The 20,180-nt window shown below is 30.6% G+C and carries 19 protein-coding genes; all 19 read right to left on the reverse strand.

Features of this window, described 5'->3' with window-relative positions; translation table 11 throughout:
- Window positions 1–7: 7 nt before the first annotated feature.
- Entirely contained in the window at window positions 8–583 is a 576-nt protein-coding gene (locus B3W71_RS01605) for a Maf-like protein (protein ID WP_346887188.1), read from the reverse strand.
- Window positions 584–592: 9 nt separating this feature from the next.
- Window positions 593–853, reverse strand: coding sequence for a DUF4321 domain-containing protein (locus B3W71_RS01610; RefSeq protein WP_346887189.1), 261 nt, complete (start codon window positions 851–853; stop codon window positions 593–595).
- Window positions 854–1,058: 205 nt separating this feature from the next.
- Window positions 1,059–1,820, reverse strand: coding sequence for an SPOR domain-containing protein (locus B3W71_RS01615; protein WP_346887190.1), 762 nt, complete (start codon window positions 1,818–1,820; stop codon window positions 1,059–1,061).
- A gap of 296 nt (window positions 1,821–2,116) precedes the next feature.
- Entirely contained in the window at window positions 2,117–2,605 is a 489-nt protein-coding gene (locus tag B3W71_RS01620; RefSeq protein ID WP_346887191.1) for a hypothetical protein, read from the reverse strand.
- Between the two features lie 68 nt (window positions 2,606–2,673).
- Window positions 2,674–3,648: a tyrosine-type recombinase/integrase gene (locus tag B3W71_RS01625; RefSeq protein WP_346887192.1), complete on the reverse strand. Its 975-nt coding sequence runs from the start codon at window positions 3,646–3,648 to the stop codon at window positions 2,674–2,676.
- Between the two features lie 51 nt (window positions 3,649–3,699).
- Window positions 3,700–3,954, reverse strand: a complete 255-nt coding sequence (locus B3W71_RS01630; protein WP_346887193.1) for an HPr family phosphocarrier protein — start codon at window positions 3,952–3,954, stop codon at window positions 3,700–3,702.
- Window positions 3,955–3,978: 24 nt separating this feature from the next.
- Entirely contained in the window at window positions 3,979–5,172 is a 1,194-nt protein-coding gene (locus B3W71_RS01635) for a pyridoxal phosphate-dependent aminotransferase (RefSeq protein ID WP_346887194.1), read from the reverse strand.
- A gap of 451 nt (window positions 5,173–5,623) precedes the next feature.
- Window positions 5,624–5,884, reverse strand: a complete 261-nt coding sequence (locus B3W71_RS01640; protein WP_343823961.1) for a stage V sporulation protein S — start codon at window positions 5,882–5,884, stop codon at window positions 5,624–5,626.
- A gap of 197 nt (window positions 5,885–6,081) precedes the next feature.
- Window positions 6,082–7,617 (reverse strand): ribonuclease Y, encoded by a 1,536-nt coding sequence (rny, locus tag B3W71_RS01645; RefSeq protein ID WP_346887353.1) that lies wholly within the window; start codon window positions 7,615–7,617, stop codon window positions 6,082–6,084.
- Window positions 7,618–8,043: 426 nt separating this feature from the next.
- Window positions 8,044–9,078 (reverse strand): recombinase RecA, encoded by a 1,035-nt coding sequence (gene recA, locus B3W71_RS01650; RefSeq protein ID WP_346887195.1) that lies wholly within the window; start codon window positions 9,076–9,078, stop codon window positions 8,044–8,046.
- A 164-nt stretch (window positions 9,079–9,242) separates the two neighbouring features.
- Complete coding sequence (gene pgsA, locus B3W71_RS01655; protein WP_346887196.1) at window positions 9,243–9,785, reverse strand: CDP-diacylglycerol--glycerol-3-phosphate 3-phosphatidyltransferase; 543 nt, start codon at window positions 9,783–9,785, stop codon at window positions 9,243–9,245.
- A gap of 248 nt (window positions 9,786–10,033) precedes the next feature.
- Complete coding sequence (gene rimO, locus B3W71_RS01660; protein ID WP_346887197.1) at window positions 10,034–11,353, reverse strand: 30S ribosomal protein S12 methylthiotransferase RimO; 1,320 nt, start codon at window positions 11,351–11,353, stop codon at window positions 10,034–10,036.
- A 78-nt stretch (window positions 11,354–11,431) separates the two neighbouring features.
- Window positions 11,432–13,738, reverse strand: a complete 2,307-nt coding sequence (locus B3W71_RS01665) for an FtsK/SpoIIIE family DNA translocase (RefSeq protein WP_346887198.1) — start codon at window positions 13,736–13,738, stop codon at window positions 11,432–11,434.
- 262 nt (window positions 13,739–14,000) lie between these two features.
- Entirely contained in the window at window positions 14,001–14,744 is a 744-nt protein-coding gene (locus B3W71_RS01670; protein ID WP_346887354.1) for a ClpP family protease, read from the reverse strand.
- Window positions 14,745–14,875: 131 nt separating this feature from the next.
- Window positions 14,876–16,063 carry an aspartate kinase gene (gene dapG, locus B3W71_RS01675; protein ID WP_346887199.1) on the reverse strand — a complete coding sequence of 396 codons (1,188 nt, stop codon included), beginning with the start codon at window positions 16,061–16,063 and terminating at the stop codon, window positions 14,876–14,878.
- 13 nt (window positions 16,064–16,076) lie between these two features.
- Window positions 16,077–16,352, reverse strand: coding sequence for a YlmC/YmxH family sporulation protein (locus B3W71_RS01680; RefSeq protein WP_346887200.1), 276 nt, complete (start codon window positions 16,350–16,352; stop codon window positions 16,077–16,079).
- A gap of 223 nt (window positions 16,353–16,575) precedes the next feature.
- Window positions 16,576–18,684 (reverse strand): polyribonucleotide nucleotidyltransferase, encoded by a 2,109-nt coding sequence (locus tag B3W71_RS01685; protein ID WP_346887201.1) that lies wholly within the window; start codon window positions 18,682–18,684, stop codon window positions 16,576–16,578.
- Between the two features lie 106 nt (window positions 18,685–18,790).
- Window positions 18,791–19,054 carry a 30S ribosomal protein S15 gene (rpsO, locus tag B3W71_RS01690; protein ID WP_346887355.1) on the reverse strand — a complete coding sequence of 88 codons (264 nt, stop codon included), beginning with the start codon at window positions 19,052–19,054 and terminating at the stop codon, window positions 18,791–18,793.
- A 152-nt stretch (window positions 19,055–19,206) separates the two neighbouring features.
- The gene (locus B3W71_RS01695; protein WP_346887202.1) at window positions 19,207–20,172 is read right to left on the reverse strand and encodes a bifunctional riboflavin kinase/FAD synthetase; all 966 of its coding nucleotides are present in this window, start codon (window positions 20,170–20,172) and stop codon (window positions 19,207–19,209) included.
- Window positions 20,173–20,180 lie beyond the last annotated feature (8 nt).

Raw genomic sequence — 20,180 nt, forward strand, 5'->3', positions numbered from 1 at the left:
AACTCCTTTATAGATTTACCCCCATCTCCCTTAGTGATAAATATAGAGTATTTAAAGGCAAGCCCACTACATTATAATAGCACCCATTAATGCTCTCCACAAAAACAGCCGCATCATCTTGTATTCCATAGGCACCAGCCTTACCATTGCATTGTCCTGACTTTATATACCTAAGTATCATATCCTCAGATAGATTCATAAATTTAACTTCAGTACAAACACTTTTCCTGATTAGTTCATTATTTTCACTGTTTATTAAAACTAATCCTGAGTAAACTTTATGTACATTCCCACTGAGTGACTTTAGCATTTTAAATGCATCTTCATCATTTATTGGTTTCTCAAGAATTTCGCCATTTAAATATACTACAGTATCACACCCTATGACAACACTCTTTTTCTGCACTTTATTCAAAATTTTTCTAGCCTTACCTTCAGCTAAATCACATACATATTTGTCTATATCATCTTGAAACTTAATAGAATCTTCATCAAAGTTACTAACCTCTATTTGAAAATTATCTACTAAACGCTTTAACAACTCTTGTCTGCGTGGTGATGCAGAAGCTAATACTATATTCATAACTTCCTCCTAGAATTTTTTATATAATACGATTGCCAAAATTATACCTATGATAGCCATTAAATTTAATCCAAAGCCTAGTCCAAAGGTTAATTCTAAAACCTTTAAATCAATTACTAAAGGGTTTTTTAGCCCTATAAAATATGTTTTTCCTAAAAAATTTAAGGCTTCAAAAGTACTTCCTAAAAATTCTCCAATAAAGCTTCCAGAAATGGCACCTAAGAGAGTTATAAACACATACTCTTTAGTGCTTTTATACGGTTTTCCCATAAAAAATATCCCCCAGTATATTTAAAATGTTCAATATACTATTTACATTAGCGATTAATATTTTATATCTAATATAGTGTAACATTTAATATTTTTTTACACAAGACTATAATAAATTTTTTAAACTTTTTTTATAAATTAAGGCTATCTGTAAACTTTTGTTCACAGATAGCCTCATATCTACTTATTTATACTCATATCTAAATTATTTTTTAAATTTTACTAGTTGATCATAAATGTATTTCAAAACTTCTCCAGCTTTACTTTTATCGACCTCATCTGGAAGAGCTTTTATATATTCTTTCAAAGAATTAACTTCATTATGTTGTTTCATATTTTCATCTATTTTATCTAGCCCATCAACCCACTTTTTAAATTCACTAGTATTAATAGATTTTACACCACTTTCTAAAGTTTTATTTACTATTTGTAATAAGCTATCTACAATTTCACAAAGTTGAGTAGTAGAGTCATCTTCTATAGGTATATTAATAATCATCTTTGAACTGTCTATTCCCTTTTCTTTTAAAATCGCAACTCCACTCTCTATATTTTTATCAGAATATATTCCAAAGTATACCTTTGATAGCTCTCCTTCTTGTCCTATAAAAGGATTACCAAAGGCAGATAGCTTACTTAAAGTTTCATCAGCATTCTGCTTTACCTTAAATACACCACACTGTAATATATAAAAATTATATTCTGATATAACTTCTTGACCCTTTACTTCACTTAATTTTTCAGTTTCTTTTGCTTCACCTTTCCCTACTTCTTTACCATTACTTTGTTGCTGTTTATTATTAATCTCTCCACCCTTAAGAAATCCTATTTTCCCTGAGTCTTTAAGTATAAATTTAAATATAAATGTTCCTAAAAGTAGTGCCATAAGTAAGGTTATAGCTAAGTAAAATAGAAATCTATTATTTTTCTTTGGTTTAGATTTTATATTGTATCTTGTGTACTTCATTTTATACCCCCCATTTCTAATTAATATACATTAACTTTAAAATTTCAAATAATCTACCTTATTAATTTATATATATATTGGAGGATAAATATTACTATATAGTTTATTTTAAAAATAAAAAATCGACAGAGTCGATTTTTTATTAATTAATAGGTCTTTATTCTAATTCTTAATATTTAGCATATAAATTTTAAGAAAATTTCCATATTCAGCTTACTTAGAACCATAGATTACTCTAAGTAATATTAATAAACTTTATTTATTGAAACTTATATATGAGTAGTATGTTATTCTACTTATTTATCATAACGAATTGATAGCCTAATTACTCTTCGAATAAATTTTTTTGCTTTTTCATAAGGCATACCATTAACTTCTAGAAACTTAAATATACCTAGATTATTACTTTCTATGGATTTAACAATTTTTTCCGTCCTCATAAATTCATAATCATTTTCTTCATTCCATGAAATATCTTTAGTAGTGAAGTTACTTCCCTCTTCAAATCCTTTCAGTAATCTATTTCCGTTCTCCTGTACATATCTCTCTACATCATCTTCAAAGTCTTCATCTAAATAGCCCTCTCTAGGCGTATCTATATTATCATTGGTTTCTTTTAAATCTATAACCTCAGCCACTTCTCTTTGCATTGGATGTATAAAATTATTTCCTGGCATTATTCCCATCATACCACATGTAGATATAAAGTCTTTCATCTCATCAGGTAAAGAATTATGTGTCATAGGAGCTAAGGGTACAAATTCATATTCATTATCAAAAGCCATGAACATACCTCCATTTTTATATTACACTAAAAATGTATGCCTCTAACTTAAAATAAATTCCTAAAATTTTATATAATATCTATGTTATCGCCAGGATTATCTTTAAGCTTGTCTATAGAGTGAATATATCTATTAGTCGTTGCAATACTCCTATGAGCAGCGAATTCTCTAACCTTTTCTATGGTAGCTCCCTGCGTGATTGCCATAGTTATCGCTGTATGTCTAGTGGAGTGAACTTTGAGCTTTTTATCTATATTACATTGATTACATACATTTTTTAGCATATAGTTTAGAGTACTTGGATTTAATTTTTCTCCATTTCTATTATTCGAGGAGTGTCCTATGAATAAATAGTTGTTTTTATACTCTTCCTTGTTCCTATTTGTGGCTGAAATATATTCTTCAATTAGCTTTTTTACCTTTGGTTGAAGTTTTACCAAATCTTTTTTACTTCCTTTTCTAGTTACTTCTATAACATCATATTCTCCATATTTTTTTATATGTAATATTTTTATATTTATGATTTCTGATTTCCTTAAAGCCGTGGTAAGTGCTAAAGCTAATATGGTTTTGTTTCTAAGTCCCAGTACAGTACTAGTATCAATGCTACTAAGTAGAATTCTACTTTCTTCCTCAGTTAAAAATTCCGTAACCTTATTAGTTACAATAGGTTTTTCCTCCCTCACATTAGCAAAGGGATTGAATTTAATAATCCTTATATCACTATAATTATCTTCATACTTCATAAGCCATTTATAAAGAGCAGAGAGACATGATATTTTTCTATTTATAGTCGCAGAAGATAATTCTTTATTTTGTAAATCTAATATAAACTTCTGGACGTGAAATACATTTACCCCCCTTATATCTTCTATAGTTATACTTGTTACATCATCTGTATTAAAGAAATCTTTTATGTCTTTTTCATAGCTAATAGCTGTATATTTACTTCTTCCTCCCTTTATATCCAGGAAGCATTGAATAAAATGTTTACTTCTCTCTAAATAGATTTCTTTACTACTATTTATTATTATTTCATTCATAAAATCCTCCTATAGAACAAAAGAACCGCCTAAGCAGTTCTTCTATCTCAATTATAATACTTCTACAGTAGAAATAATTTCTTTAAGCGCAAGTTCTTCATCAGTTCCATTGGTTATAATTTTTACTGTGTAGCCCTTATTAACTCCTAAGGACAACACTCCAATAAGACTTTTAGCATTAGCTCCTTTACCATTACATTCTAAGGTAACTTCACACTTGAATGTAGTAGCTTTTTGTACTAGTAAAGTTGCTGGCCTTGCATGTAATCCCTGTGGATTATTAATTATCATTTCCTTTGTTAGCATATTATCACCTCATTTATGAGAATATTATTTTATGCCATTAACAAAGTCTTCTATTCTATTCAATCCTTTTTCTATGTTTTCCATAGATGTCGCATAAGATAATCTTATAAAATCATCTACTCCAAAAGCAATACCTGGTATTACTGCTACCTTCTCCTTCTCAAGAAGTAGGTCACTAAATGTAAGAGAATCTTTTATAAGCTTTCCGTCCACTTCCTTATTTAACACCTTTGATATATTAACCATAACGTAAAATGCACCTTCTGGTTTAACACAAGATAAATTATTTATAGAATTAATTCTATCTACCATGAAATCTCTTCTCTTTTTAAACTCCTGCTTCATTCTTTCAACTTCACTTTGATCTCCATTCAAAGCTTCAACAGATGCATATTGAGATATTGAGCATGGATTTGAAGTAGTATGACTTTGTATATTTGACATTAATGAAGTTATCTTCTCACTAGCTGCTGCATAACCAATTCTCCATCCAGTCATAGCATAAGCTTTTGAAACCCCATTTATTACTATTGTTCTGTTATAAGCATCTTCAGATAAACTTGCTATAGAAATATGACCACTTTCTCCATATAAAAGTTTTTCATATATTTCATCTGATATAATTATTATATCATGTTTTTGTGCAAAAGTTGCAATTTTTTCTAACTCTTCTTTCGTATAAGCTGTTCCTGTTGGATTATTAGGACTATTTAGTATCATAGCTTTAGTTTTATCATTAACTGCTTTTTCTAAAGCTTCTACAGTTAGTTTAAAGGAATTACTCTCTTGAGTTTCAACAAAAGTTGCAACCCCATCGGCCAATTGTACAAGTTCTGGATAACTAACCCAATATGGAGCACCTATTAAAACTTCATCTCCTGGATTTAATATAGCTTGAAAAACATTTGCTAGGCACTGCTTAGCTCCTGTAGAAATGATTATCTGAGAAGTTTTATATGTTAAGCTATTATCTCTTTTCAACTTATTTACAATTGCTTCTTTTAATTCAATTATTCCTGAAGCTGCTGTATATCTTGTTTGACCAGCTTCAATTGCTTTTATAGCTGCTTGTTGAATATTTTTTGGAGTATTAAAATCTGGCTCTCCTGCACCAAAGCCTATAACATCAATCCCCTCTGCTTTCATCTTTTTAGCTTTTGCTGTGATTGCTAATGTAAGTGATGGTGAAATTTCCATTGCCTTTTTTGACAGCATCATTGTAACTACCCCCATTAATACTTATTCTTTACAATATAAAATAATTAAAACTATCCTTAGATAATAAAATTTATCTTATTTAAACCTTTTCATGCACTTATCCCTGAACAAATAAGACAAACACTTGGATATTTACATATAATGAATTTTTCAATTCATTGCAATTTCATATGAAAGATATACTTCATACATGTATAATACCACTTATTAAATATAGTGTAAAGATTATATGGGAATTTTAACATACTATTATTATTCTCATTTTTCTATTTTTACATACCTATTTTTAGAGACTTTGCCCTTATTTTTAAACAAATATAAAGATATGAAATCAAAGCTCTTAACTTCATATCTTTATGTTCGTTTATTCACTTCTTAATTACTTATATTTGTAAATAAAATCTAAACCTTTACTCTTTAAGTACTTATTTAGCAATCAATATTAATCTATTTATTTAGACTGTACTATTAATTTAATGGCTGTTCTTTCTTCCCCATCAATTTCTACATCTGTAAATGCTGGTATACATACCAGATCAACTCCACTAGGTGCTACGAATCCCCTAGCTATCGCCACCGCCTTCACCGCTTGATTTATTGCACCTGCACCTATAGCTTGAATTTCTGCTCCATTGCTTTGTTTTAGCACACCAGCTAATGCTCCTGCAACAGAATTAGGATTAGATCTTGCTGAAACTTTTAATACCTCCATAATAAACCTCCTACTACGATTACTACTTATAGTTTAATTAATATTATTTAACCCCTATATACTATTTCTACACTTGATTGAAAATTCCTTTTATTGAGAATATAAATCTCTTCCATTGCAAAATATAATTAAACTCCAAATAATAAAAATAAAAGCCTCCTATTAAATAGGAGGCTTAACCTTTTCATTACTTAATTTTACTTTGCATATTCTACTGCTCTTGTTTCTCTGATAACATTAACTTTTATTTGACCTGGATATTCTAATTCTGATTCTATCTTCTTCACAATATCTCTAGCCACTTCAATCGCTCCTGCATCATCAACATCTTCTGGTTTAATCATAATTCTAATTTCTCTTCCGGCTTGAATTGCATATGACTTTTCTACACATTCATATGAATTTGCGATTTCTTCTAATTTCTCTAATCTTTTGATATATGCTTCTAGAGTTTCTCTTCTTGCACCCGGTCTAGCTGCAGATATAGCATCCGCTGCTTGAACTAGCACTGCTTCTAAAGATTGATACTCTACATCTCCATGATGAGCCGCAATTGCATTTACAACTATTGGAGATTCGTGACATTTTTTAGCTATTTCAGCACCAATTAGTGCATGTGGTCCTTCTACTTCATGGTCTACAGCTTTACCAATATCATGTAATAATCCTGCTCTCTTTGCGATAGTAGGATCTATTCCAAGCTCTGATGCCATAAGCCCTGCTAAGTATGAAACTTCTATAGAATGCTTTAATACATTTTGACCATAACTAGTTCTATATTTCAATCTTCCTAAAAGTCTGATTATTTCCACATGTAATCCATGGATACCAGTTTCAAAGGTGGCCTGCTCACCCTCTTCTCTTATGTCATTTTCAACATCTTTCTTCGCTTTTTCAACCATTTCCTCAATTCTTGCTGGATGTATTCTTCCATCAACTATTAGTTTTTCTAAGGCAATCTTAGCTACCTCTCTTCTAATAGGATCGAAAGCTGAAAGAATAACAGCTTCTGGAGTATCATCTATTATTAAATCAACTCCTGTTAAAGTTTCAAGGGCTCTTATATTTCTACCTTCACGCCCAATAATCCTTCCCTTCATTTCATCGTTAGGAAGTGATACAACATGTACTGTAGATTCAGCTACATGATCTGCTGCACATCTCTGTATAGCATATGTTATAATTTCTCTCGCCTTTTTATCAGCCTCTTCTTTAGCTTTAGATTCAACTTCTTTAATCATTATTGCCGTTTCATGTTTAATTTCTCTCTTAACTTCATCTAATAGTATTTGCTTTGCTTCTTCTGAGGTTAATCCTGCTACTCTTTGTAGCTCTTCTCTTACACTATTATATAACTCTTGTATTCCTGATTCTAATGTTTCAACCTCTTGTTGTTTTTTAGATAATCCTTCTTCTTTTTTCTCTATAGCTAGGGTTTTCTTATCCAAAGTCTCTTCTTTTTGAAGAACCCTTCTCTCTAATCGCTGAAGTTCATTTCTTCTTTCTCTTGATTCTTTATCAAAATCAGATCTTAATCTATGAACTTCTTCTTTAGCCTCAAGAATAGCTTCCTTCTTTTTAGATTCAGCATCTTTTTGAGCTTCATTTAAAATCTTTTTAGCTTCTTCTTCAGATTTAGATACATTTGCTAAAGATATATTCTTTCTTGTATAAATAAAAACAAAAATAGCAACTAAACAAACAACTAGCGCAATAGCTATTATAAAAATAATTTGACTTGCTTCATTCAATTTCCAACACCTCCTTTGCTTATTTTATGACATATATTAGCAGTAAAATGAAAGCTTGAAAAGGTGCATATTCTATTCAATTCCTATATTATATTAAACCAGTATTTGTATTCATTTTATATTACTTTAACATCATTGTCAAGTTTATTGATAAATACTACAATCTCCCGTAAAGTAGACTCCATGCGTGGTTTCGTCCTTTGAAATTTTTTTAAATTAGAATAACACCTTTAATTTTCTATCAAAATATCATACATTTAAATTATATATCTATTTTTATATTTCATACATAATCTGGTGAATTCTAAGCAAAAAATAAGTAAAACTTAAAGTCCTTATTTAAACTTAAAGTTTTACTTACGCCCTTATCATATATAAATGTATTTTTATATTATTTTAATAAAAACTCTAACCTTCTTCTACTTGATTCTTAACCTTTGGTGTACCACTATATAGTGGTAGAGAATACTTCTCTCTTATTTTATTCTCTATTTCATTAGCAATCTCTGGATTTTCTTTAAAGAAGTTTTTAGCATTTTCTCTTCCTTGACCTAGTCTTACATCTCCGTACGCAAACCAAGCACCACTTTTCTGTACTATCTCTTCTTTAACACCGATATCTAGTATATCTCCAACCTTAGATATTCCTTCACCATACATAATATCAAATTCTGCTTGCTTAAATGGTGGCGCAACTTTATTCTTAGTTATTTTAGCTCTAGTTCTATTTCCTAAGAAGGTTTCTCCTTGTTTAATAGTATCTATCTTTCTTACATCAATTCTTACAGATGCATAGAATTTAAGAGCTCTTCCTCCTGGAGTTGTCTCTGGATTTCCAAACATAACTCCAACTTTTTCTCTCAATTGATTTATAAATATAGTAGAACATTTTGATTTGTTTATAGAACCAGTAAGCTTTCTTAAAGCTTGAGACATAAGTCTAGCTTGAAGACCTACATGGGAATCTCCCATTTCACCTTCAATTTCAGCCTTTGGAACTAAGGCAGCAACAGAGTCTATAACTACTATATCTATTGCACCGGATCTAACTAAGGCTTCGGTAATTTCAAGAGCCTGCTCTCCTGTATCTGGTTGAGATACTATTAAGTTATCTATATCTACGCCTAATGCCTTTGCATAAACCGGATCAAGGGCATGCTCTGCATCTATGTAGGCTGCACATCCACCTTGTCTTTGTGCTTCTGCAACTACATGCAAGGCTACAGTAGTTTTACCTGAAGATTCTGGTCCAAATATCTCAATTATTCTTCCTCTTGGAACTCCACCAATTCCTAATGCAATATCTAGCCCTAAACATCCTGTAGATATACAGTCTATATTTAAAGCGCTTTCTTCTCCTAATTTCATTATTGAGCCCTTACCAAACTGCTTCTCTATTTGACCCATAGCTGCTTCTAATGCTTTTAATTTATCGTTATTCATAAATTCCCCTTTAGGGTTCACATCCTTCCATTGCGAACAGTAGTTCTTATATATTTATTATATAATATTTAATTTATCAGGTCAAGTTTTATAATAAAGAGTTCCTTCAAATCTCTTTCAAGGAACTCTTTACCATTTTAAACATAATTATAGAATTATAAACATTATTTATTGATATTTATAATTCCTTTTCCTTTAATAAAATAATCCACTCCAGATATTACAGTAATAATAGCAGCTAAGTATATAGTAACTTGCGTTACAACATTAATCCATGATGGATTATATACTAGAGATAATAAGCCCATTATAATGGCTATCATCTGAATTACAGTTTTTAGTTTTCCCCAATTGCTTGCAGCTATTACTACTCCCTGTGACGCAGCCAATGTCCTTAAGCCAGACACTATAAATTCCCTAGAAATTATTATAACTACTACCCAAGCTGCAATAATTCCTTTCTCAACTAAAAGTACTAAGGCACAGGTCACTAAAAGCTTGTCTGCTAGAGGGTCCATGAATTTTCCAAAGTTAGTTATTTGATTTCTACTTCTCGCTATATAGCCGTCTAATTTATCTGTTGCTGAAGCTATTATAAATATTACTAAAGCAATAACATTGGCTGTAGCTGTATTAATCATTGCACATATTAAGAATATAGGAACTAATATCATTCTTAGTACCGTAAGCTTATTTGCAAGATTCATCATTAACATCTCCTACTCCCGAAATTTACCAATTGTATAATCATTTTATACAAATAAAATTTACATCCTATTATAAAAATATCAAAGTAAAACCTTTTAATATGATAATTATAAATTATTTTATCTTATACAAATATTATACAATAAAATCTTAAAATTATTTAGTTTATTAATATTAATTTTATTTTAAAACTTTTTAGCCCTGCTTTTTAATTAATATTCTTATTATAACTCTAAAAAAACAAAATTTATTCAGTGATTTCACCTATTAAGTCATATTCTAGTGCATCTTTTATTTTAACCATAATAAAATCGCCTATTCTTGGCTTATTAGATTTCACATAAATTTCTCCATCAATTTCTGGAGCCATTTCATAATTTCTTCCACAATAGCTTCCTCTTTTTTTGCTTTCAATTAATACTTCATAAATTTTCCCTACTTTATTTTTATTTATTTCTGCTGATATGCTTTGCTGAGCCATCATTATAGAATGAAGCCTTCGTTCTTTAACTTCTTCTTCTATTTGACCTTCCATTTCTGCAGCTACAGTTCCTTCCTCTTGAGAGTATGTAAATACTCCAAGCTTATCGAATTTAGTTTCCTTTACAAACTCTAATAATTCTAAGAAGTTTTCTTTAGTTTCTCCTGGAAATCCTACTATAAGCGTAGTTCTTATAGCTATGTTCGGAACTGCTTCCCTAAGCTTTCTAATATTTTCAGTAATTACTTTCTTTCTACCTTTTCTTCTCATCGCCTTTAAAACATCATCACTGATATGTTGTATCGGAATATCTATATATTTACATACTTTATCATTTGTAGCTATTTCGTTTATAACTTCATCAGTTAACTCTTCTGCATAGCAGTAAAGAAGTCTTATCCACTTTATACTTTTAATTTTTCCTAACTCTCTTAAAAGTATATGTAGAGTTTTTTCTCCATATATATCTACTCCATAATTAGTAGTATCTTGAGCTACTATAATTAATTCCTTATATCCATTCAAAGCTAACTCCTTAGCTTCTTTAAGGATATCCTCCATATCTCTACTTCTATATCTTCCTCTTATTTTAGGAATTGCGCAGTAGGCACAAATATTGTTACACCCCTCCGATATTCTTATATAGGCAGTTGTTCCACCAGTGGTAACCTGTCTTTTACCAATATTTATATTAGTATCACTATAGGTTGTGATACAGCTCTTCTCTCCGGTTTCCATAGATTTTTTAATACATTCATGTAGCTTATCATAATCATTTACTCCTAAAATTATATCTAGCTCTGGCATAAGCTCCAAAAGATCACTACCATATCTTTGAGTTAGGCACCCTGTAGCTATCAGTACCTTACATTTACCTTTCTTGTACTTCGCCATTTCTAATATGGTATCTATAGATTCTTGCTTTGAAGTTTCTATAAATCCACAGGTGTTTACTAGCAGAATGTCCGCTTCTCTTTCATCTGTTACTGCTTCATATCTGCTTTTCAAACTGTTTATTATTATCTCTGCATCTATTCTATTTTTGTCACAACCTAAGTTTATTACTCCAAATTTTAATTTTTCCACTCTTATCCTCCTGTGTTATCTTTGTATTGTTTAAATTCAATTCTTTTGTAAGGTTAACTAAAATTAGTTAACAAGCTATTATCTCATCAGGTCGTCTCTTCCAAGAACCTGTCTTGGTTTGCTTCCATTACGACCAGATATAATTCCTTCTGCTTCCATCTCATCTATAATTCTAGCCGCTCTATTATACCCTATTTTTAGTCTCCTCTGCAATAAGGATGTTGATGCTTGCCCTGTTTCTAATACAATTTTAATGGCTTCATCTAATAGTTCATCACAGCCTCCCCCCCCCTTAGATTTAGACACACTATTTTCTATCTCATCCATAATTTCTTTTTTGTACTCTAACTCCTTTACTCCATTACGAATAAATTCTACCACCGTCTCTACTTCCTCTTCTGACACAAAAGCCCCTTGAATTCTTAGTGGCTTAGATTCTCCTACTGGATAATATAGCATATCTCCCTTACCTAAAAGCTTCTCTGCTCCTGAAGAATCTAGAATTGTTCTTGAGTCTATCTGGCTTGAAACAGCAAAAGAAATTCTAGATGGTATATTTGCTTTAATTACTCCTGTAATTACGTCTACAGAAGGCCTTTGAGTTGCTATTACTAGGTGCATTCCTGCTGCTCTAGCCATTTGAGCTAATCTACCGATATATTCTTCCACATCATTTGGACATACCATCATTAAATCAGCCAACTCATCTATTATAATTACTATCCATGGAAGCTTTTCTTCTATTATTCCCTTTTCTGCAAAATCATTATATCCCTCAATATTTCTTACATTATTGTCTGCAAAAAGCTTATATCTTCTAGTCATTTCATTAACTGCCCAGTTCAATGCACCTGCAGCCTTCTTAGGATCTGTAACTACCGGAATTAATAAGTGTGGTATTCCATTATATATATTAAGTTCTACCACTTTAGGATCTATTAAAAGAAGTTTAACTTCTTGCGGAGTATATTTATATAATAAACTTATTAAAAGAGTATTAATACATACACTTTTTCCTGAACCTGTAGCTCCTGCAATTAAAAGGTGAGGCATCTTAGTTAAATCTCCTACCACACAATTTCCTGCAATATCCTTTCCAAGAGCAAAGGCTAAGTTTTTCTTTGTAGCAGTAAACTCTTCACTTTCTATTACTTCTCTTAAAAATACTGCCGATAACTCCTTATTAGGTACTTCTATACCCACCGCTGCCTTTCCTGGAATTGGAGCTTCTATTCTAACTCCTGATGCCGCTAAATTTAAAGCTATATCATCAGCTAAGTTAACTATCTTACTAACCTTAACTCCTACATGGGGTTGTAATTCAAATCTAGTTACAGATGGTCCTTTCGTAACCTGTATTACCTTAGCTTCAACTCCAAAGCTTTCTAAGGTTTCTTGAAGTTTATTAGCACTGTTAAGAAGTTCTTTTTTATCACCATTTTTACCTATACTACTTAGATTTTTATGGAGTAATTCTGATGTAGGGTGTTCATAAGCATATACCCTGTTCCCTTCTCCAAAGGAAATGTCAATATCTATATCTTCTATATTGCTTTTATTACCTTTAGTTTGACGATATTCATCTACAACCGATTCCCTTTTACTTTCTAATTGATTATCTCCCTCATCCATCTTCATAAAATCTATGATTTTAATCTTTGATTCTTCATTACTTTTATTATTTATGGTATTACCATCTACTGGTACATATCCCATAGCTTCATCTATTACAATATTAGTCATAGTAGAGCCCTTATCCTTTTTCTTTTTTTCCACTTTCTCAAAGGTAAATAACTCTTTTATAGTAATGTTATTAATTAAAACTAAGGATATTATATAAAAGGCAAATAAAACTATGTATCCACCTACTTTTCCTAAAAGTAAGCTTAGTGGAACTGCAATTACTAAAGATATAATACCTCCATGAATGACAGATGTAGCTTTAAATTGATTTATAATAGCACTTGCCATGCTTCCTCTTACATAGTAGACCGGTAATATTATAAGCTCTATAAAAATCATTGTTGTAATTAGAAACATGAAAATTCCAACGGATCTTTTGGTAAATTTAAAGTATCTATCTGATTTTATATAACTTACTCCCATATATATAAGGATAAATGGCAATGTATAGGCACCTATACCAAATAATCCTATAAGAATTCTATTGAAAAATACTCCCATTGAGCCAGCCAGAGAGGTTGGATCTGAAAGCACTACTGATAGTAATGATAAAAATATTAACCCCCCTAAGGTTATAAGTATGATTCCATTAAAATCAAACAACTTTTCTCTTTTTATAGTTTTATCTTTTGTACTACTATTTTTAACAGTCTTCTTCTTATTACTGCTTTTCTTTTTTAAAGGCTCTTTTCCTCTAGCCATAGTATCTCCTCCAAAACTCGTCCTAAGATTCATGAAAATAATTTCCATTTTTCCATCTCAATATATTGTACATTGAAATCCACCTATATTTCAAATTTTTTTTATCTATTTAAGATTATTTACATTATTTATATTACTTAGGCTATAATTTTCAAAATTTTTACACATATAATAAATTTATTCTATATAAAAAGTTGCCAGCATGGTTTTGCTGACAACTTAATATTTAAAAGGATAATTTCTTATCCAACAAGAAACCTGTTTACCCTTCACTATTCTCTTCTGAAACTTCTTCCTTTTCTTCGTGTTCATTTATTAACTCTTCTAATTTATCTAAAGCTTCTCTAATTCCACCTACTTCATCAATAAGTCCACATTCTACAGCCTGCCCGCCTATCAATATAGTTCCTATATCATTTAACAACTCATCAGTTTGACTCATCAGACTTCTGAAATCATCTGAATTAATCTTCGAAGTTCTAACTACAAATTCAACTATTCTTTCCTGCATTTTTCTAAAATATTCAAAAGTTTGAGATACACCTATAACAAATCCATTCATTCTTACAGGATGAACTATCATTGTAGCTGAAGGAGTTATAAATGAATAATTTGATGCAGTAGCTAATGGAACTCCTATTGAATGCCCTCCACCTATTACTATAGAAACTGTAGGCTTACTAAGACTAGTTATCATCTCTGCAATAGCTAATCCGGCCTCTACATCTCCTCCTGCAGTATTCAATACTATAAGTATACCTTTTACATTCCTATCCCTTTCAATAGCAATAAGCTGTGGAATAATTAGCTCATATTTTGTAGCCTTAGTCTGATTTCCAGCCATATTATGGCCTTCAACTTGCCCTATTATAGGTATAACCTGAATTCTATCATCTGCTTTTGCAACAGTCATAACACCAACTTCTTTAAGGTTGGCAATCTCGTTACTTACCCCTCCAGAATTATTACCTTCATTTTGTTCATCATCATTATCTTCATTTATCATAACTTTACTTTTATTATTTTTGTTATATTTACTATCTTCGTCTTCCTTATGTTTTTTCTTTTTATCTTTATTTTCCATGGAAAAACACCTCCTAATGTTTTTTATTTTGTGCATTAAGAGGTCTTTATATACTATCCTAATTTAAATTCATTATGAAGTAAGTTTATAGCATCTTTGACTTTACTGCTTTCTACAAGGCACCAGATAGTTGTATGAGAATCAGCAGTTTGAAGAATATCTACATGTCCTTCTTCTAAGGCTTTTATGATTCTAGACATAACACCCGGAATTCCTCTCATCTTTGCACCTATTATAGATATTTTACTACAATCTTTTGTATACTCATAGGTAATCTTCAAGCTATCTGCTATATTTTTAAACTTTTCTAAATCTGATTCATTTATGGTAAATATTTTATCTTTAATAAATACACTGATTAAATCAATGCTTATACCTTCTTTAGCTAAAATGTGGAATATATTATTACAATGTTCATTCGATCTACCACTAATCCTTATCTGAATTCTATTGCTCATATGAGTTATCCCAATTACAACTCTACTATTATCTTCTCCATAGGAAGAAATTGTAGTTCCTGCACAATCACTAAGAGTATTTTTTATTACTAGTGGAATATTATATCTTCTAGATATCTCAACAGCTCTAGGATGTATTACCTTTGCACCTTGTTCTGCAAATTGAAATACTTCATCATAACTTATGCTTTCTATTAATGAAGCCTGAGAAACTATTCTTGGATCTGCTGTCATTATACCATCAACATCTGTATATATTTGAACTTCCTTTGCTTTTAGTGCCGCTCCTAAGATTGCTCCCGTAACGTCACTTCCACCTCTTCCTATGGTAGTAATACTTCCCTCTTCACTTATACCTTGAAAACCTGCTACCACTGGTATTTTGCCATCATCCAATACTTTTAGTATATTCTTTGGATCCACATTTAAAATAGATGCATTATTAAAATTATTATCAGTTTTTATTCCAGCTTCTCCACCCATAAGCGGAACTGCTTCTATACCTTCTTTTAGTAAATCATTGCACATTACCACTGTACTTAAAGTTTCTCCACAAGACAAAAGTAAATCCAGCGCTCTTGGATTACTCCCCTTAAATTCTTCATTAATTAAAGAAAGTAATGTATCTGTTGCATAAGGAGACCCTTTTCTTCCCATAGCTGATACTACAACTACAGGTTTATATCCACCTTTTATAGCACTTTTAATCTTTTTTATAACTAATTTTCTATTATCCTCACTAGATACTGATGTGCCACCAAATTTCTGAACAACTATATCCATATTTACCTCCATGTTATATGTGCGATTTTCTTAGTGTATCCCCATCAACATCAATAATTATAGTCTTAGAACCTATTTTTTTAACATAGTCCCAGGAAACTTCCAACATATCATTATTTCTAAAGAACATCTTACTAGACTTTCCATCTCCTAGTAATAACAGCTCAAGCTCCCCATTCTCATTTATAACTATATCATTATTGCCTAGGGTACCATATTTATCTCCATCATTTATATTTATAATTTCGTATCTTTCCATTTCACTTAAATATCTATATTTTTCTTCCATACATATCACCTCATACATAATTTTATAAATTACTATAATTAATATGTATTTTAGTTTAAATTTATGAATTAATATACGAAACTCAATACAATTATAATATAATTTATGAAATTGTACACTATATGTGCTTAAATTTTGTAGTAGATAAATCATATATATTAATAACTTATATGTACAAATAAAAAAATAAAAAGGCATTTTACCTTTTTATTTTAACTTCTTTTTACTCTTCTATTTTAGACTCTTCACTATCTTTTAGTGCATCTTTTCTTGAAAGATTTACTCTTCCCTGAGCATCAATTTCTGTTACTTTTACAAGTATTTCATCGCCGACAGATACTACATCTTCTACTTTATTTACTCTTTCGTTAGCTAATTTAGATATGTGTACTAAGCCTTCTTTACCTGGAAGCACTTCTACAAAAGCACCAAATGCCATAATCTTAGTAACTTTACCTAAGTATATTTCACCAACTTCTACTTCTTTAGTAATTTCTTTTATAATTCTTAACGCTTCATTAGCACTTTCACTATCAGTAGACATTATAACTATTTTACCATCATCATTAGTATCTATCTTAACACCAGTATCTGCTATTATTTTCTTAATAGTTTTTCCACCTGGTCCTATGATATCTCTAATTTTATCTGGTTTTACATTTATAGTGTACATTCTTGGAGCATATTTAGATAGCTCTTGTCTTGGCTCAGCTATACATTCATTTATTTTATCTAAGATAAATAGTCTTGCTACTCTAGCATCTTCTATAGCTTTTCTTATACAATACTTAGATAACCCCTTTATTTTTGTATCAACTTGAATTGAAGTTATTCCTTTTTCTGTACCAGCTACTTTAAAGTCCATATCTCCAAAGAAATCTTCTATTCCTTGAATATCTGTAATTACAGCTTCTTCGCTTAAATCTTCACTAGTTATAAGTCCCATGGCAATTCCTGCTGCCGGTCTCTTTATTGGAACTCCTGCGTCAAGTAATGCTAATGTACTTCCACACACACTTGCTTGAGATGTAGATCCATTAGAGCTTAAAACTTCTGAAACAAGTCTTATAGCATATGGGAACTCTTCTATAGAAGGAATTAATGGCTCTAAAGCTCTTTCAGCTAAAGCACCGTGTCCTATTTCTCTTCTTCCCGGTCCTCTAAGTGGTTTTACTTCTCCAACACTATATGCTGGGAAGTTATAGTGATGCATATATCTCTTGAAGTCTTCTTCTCCAATACCATCTATGATCTGAACATCCCCTAGAGCTCCTAAAGTAGCTACAGTCATTACCTGAGTTAATCCTCTTGTAAATAATCCTGTACCATGAGTTCTTGGAAGAATTTCAGTTTCACAAGATATAGATCTAATCTGATCAAACTCTCTACCATCAGGTCTTCTCTTATCTTTAAGTAACATATTCCTTACAATTTCCTTTTGGATACTGTACACAACTTCTCCTATGTCACTACCACTCTCTGGATATTTTTCAGAAAATTCTTCATTTATTTTAGCTTTAATTTCACTTACTTTAACATTTCTTTCATCTTTGTCAGTGATATACATAGCTTCTTTTAACATGTCGAAAGCAAAGTTTCTTACATTACTTTCAACTTCTCCATCTACTTTGTATAGTACTGGCTCAGGCTTAACCTTTCCAAACTTGGCTCTAGCTTCTTCTTGGAATGCTATAATAGATTGGCACTCATTAAATCCAAAATCTATAGCTTCAATCATAGTTTCTTCTGGAATTTCATCTCCACCAGCTTCTATCATCATAACTCTTTCTTTAGTAGCACATACAGTTAATTGCATTGAGCTTAATTCTCTTTCTTTAGATGTAGGGTTAACTACAAACTTTCCATCGATTAATCCAATTGATACTGTAGCTACAGCGTCAGTAAATGGTATGCTTGATAAAAGTAATGCTATTGAAGCAGCATTCATAGCTAATATTTCTGGAACATTGTCTTGATCTACAGACAACACTGTACAAACAACTTGAACATCATTTCTATATCCCTTTGGGAAAAGAGGTCTTATAGGTCTATCAATAGCTCTGCCATTAAGTATAGCTTTTTCTGATGGTCTTCCCTCTCTCTTTAAAAATCCTCCTGGAATTTTACCTACAGCATATAATCTCTCTTCATATTCTACGCTTAGTGGAAAAAAGTCTATTCCTTGTCTTGGCTCTTCTGATGCATTTACATTTACAAGGATTACAGTCTCTCCATAGCTAACAAACATAGCACAATCAGATAACATCCCAATCTTGCCAATTTCTATCTTCATTTCTCTTCCTGCTACAGAAGTAGTTAGTGTATTTGTCATTAATTTTCCTCCTTTCGGTTATTAAAATATATATTTAAACATATATTTATTATTATCTTTTTTTCATTATTTAATTAAAATAATAGAGCGGCTTTGCCGCTCTCAATTATTTTCTAATTCCTAATTTAGCAATTATAGCACGGTATCTTTCGATATCTTGCTTCTTTAAGTAGCTTAAAAGTCCTTTTCTTTGTCCAACCATCATTAAAAGACCTCTTCTTGAGTGGTGATCTTTTTTGTGAACTTTTAAGTGTTCAGTTAATTCCTTAATTCTCTCTGTTAATAATGCTATTTGCACTTCTGGAGAACCAGTATCTCCTTCTGTTCTTGCAAATTCTATCATTATTTCTTGTTTTCTTGCCTTTTCCATATTGTATGCACCTCCAATAGTTAAATCGCCATATGCCATGTATCCCGTTGGCATTCAGAACACCTAGCATAAGGTTCCTATGAAATTATATCAAACTAAATTTACTTTGTAAATAGAAAACTAATTAAATTATAAAAATTTGTAAAAATAAGTTATTTGGGTATTTTATCCATGTGCATGGAGTAATCTTTATGATTTATATAACTTTTATCTTTAGATAATTGATTTTTTAATTCCTCAAGATTAACAAATTTTTTTTCTTCCCTTATCTTCTCTATAAAATATAATTTAATTTCTTCTCCATATATATTCTTGTCAAAATTTAAAATATTAGTCTCTATACTTAATTTATTACCTTCTAGGGTAGGATTATATCCAATATTAGTTATACCTTTATAAAAGTTATTTTTATACTCTATAATGGTTCCATAAACTCCACCCTTAGGTACTATAAAACTTTTATCATAATTTAAATTCACAGTAGGAAATCCTATGGTTCTTCCTATTTGTTTCCCTTTAATTATATATCCCTTTAACATAAATGGCCTATCTAAAAATTTGTTAGCTTTTTCAATGTTTCCTTCTTGAAGATTATGTCTAATAGCAGAGCTACTTACCACTTCTCCATCTACAGTAACGGGATTCACTACAAAAAGCTGATAATCTAAAATTTCACTATACTTTTTAAGAATTTCTACATCACCTAAGTTTTTATATCCAAATCGATAATTAAAGCCAACTACTATACCTTTAACGTTATAGTAGTTCTTTAAATTCTTAATAAATTCATCAGGCGAAATAGACATAAACTCTTTATTAAATTCCATAAAGTTTACTATGTCTACCTTAAGTTTCTCAAATAAAATAGATTTTTCTTCATTACTCATTACTAGTTTGGGGCAAATTTCTTTATTAACAACAGATAAGGGATGATTTTTAAAAGTACATACCATAACTTCTATATCCTTTATATGTTGATCTTTTTTAATTTTATCTGCCAGCTTCCTAGCACTATTAATTAATGTTCTATGACCACTATGTATACCATCAAAACTGCCTAGTACAATTACACTAGGAGTTTCAAGGATTTTACTAAAATTATCTTCTATAACCTTCATAAATATAT

Origin of the sequence: Clostridium sp. UBA1056, from assembly GCA_002316385.1 — a bacterium.
In the GTDB taxonomy this organism is placed as follows: Bacteria; Bacillota; Clostridia; order Clostridiales; family Clostridiaceae; genus Clostridium_J.

Bases quoted from the DNA above. Each gene is read 5' to 3' on its own strand.
- B3W71_RS01605 (WP_346887188.1), bottom strand. From the start codon at position 583: ATGAATATAGTATTAGCTTCTGCATCACCACGCAGACAAGAGTTGTTA.
- B3W71_RS01610 (WP_346887189.1), bottom strand. From the start codon at position 853: ATGGGAAAACCGTATAAAAGCACTAAAGAGTATGTGTTTATAACTCTC.
- B3W71_RS01615 (WP_346887190.1), bottom strand. From the start codon at position 1,820: ATGAAGTACACAAGATACAATATAAAATCTAAACCAAAGAAAAATAAT.
- B3W71_RS01620 (WP_346887191.1), bottom strand. From the start codon at position 2,605: ATGGCTTTTGATAATGAATATGAATTTGTACCCTTAGCTCCTATGACA.
- B3W71_RS01625 (WP_346887192.1), bottom strand. From the start codon at position 3,648: ATGAATGAAATAATAATAAATAGTAGTAAAGAAATCTATTTAGAGAGA.
- B3W71_RS01630 (WP_346887193.1), bottom strand. From the start codon at position 3,954: ATGCTAACAAAGGAAATGATAATTAATAATCCACAGGGATTACATGCA.
- B3W71_RS01635 (WP_346887194.1), bottom strand. From the start codon at position 5,172: ATGATGCTGTCAAAAAAGGCAATGGAAATTTCACCATCACTTACATTA.
- B3W71_RS01640 (WP_343823961.1), bottom strand. From the start codon at position 5,884: ATGGAGGTATTAAAAGTTTCAGCAAGATCTAATCCTAATTCTGTTGCA.
- recA (WP_346887195.1), bottom strand. From the start codon at position 9,078: ATGAATAACGATAAATTAAAAGCATTAGAAGCAGCTATGGGTCAAATA.
- pgsA (WP_346887196.1), bottom strand. From the start codon at position 9,785: ATGAATCTTGCAAATAAGCTTACGGTACTAAGAATGATATTAGTTCCT.
- B3W71_RS01665 (WP_346887198.1), bottom strand. From the start codon at position 13,738: ATGGCTAGAGGAAAAGAGCCTTTAAAAAAGAAAAGCAGTAATAAGAAG.
- B3W71_RS01670 (WP_346887354.1), bottom strand. From the start codon at position 14,744: ATGATAAATGAAGATAATGATGATGAACAAAATGAAGGTAATAATTCT.
- dapG (WP_346887199.1), bottom strand. From the start codon at position 16,063: ATGGATATAGTTGTTCAGAAATTTGGTGGCACATCAGTATCTAGTGAG.
- B3W71_RS01680 (WP_346887200.1), bottom strand. From the start codon at position 16,352: ATGGAAGAAAAATATAGATATTTAAGTGAAATGGAAAGATACGAAATT.
- B3W71_RS01685 (WP_346887201.1), bottom strand. From the start codon at position 18,684: ATGACAAATACACTAACTACTTCTGTAGCAGGAAGAGAAATGAAGATA.
- rpsO (WP_346887355.1), bottom strand. From the start codon at position 19,054: ATGGAAAAGGCAAGAAAACAAGAAATAATGATAGAATTTGCAAGAACA.
- B3W71_RS01695 (WP_346887202.1), bottom strand. From the start codon at position 20,172: ATGAAGGTTATAGAAGATAATTTTAGTAAAATCCTTGAAACTCCTAGT.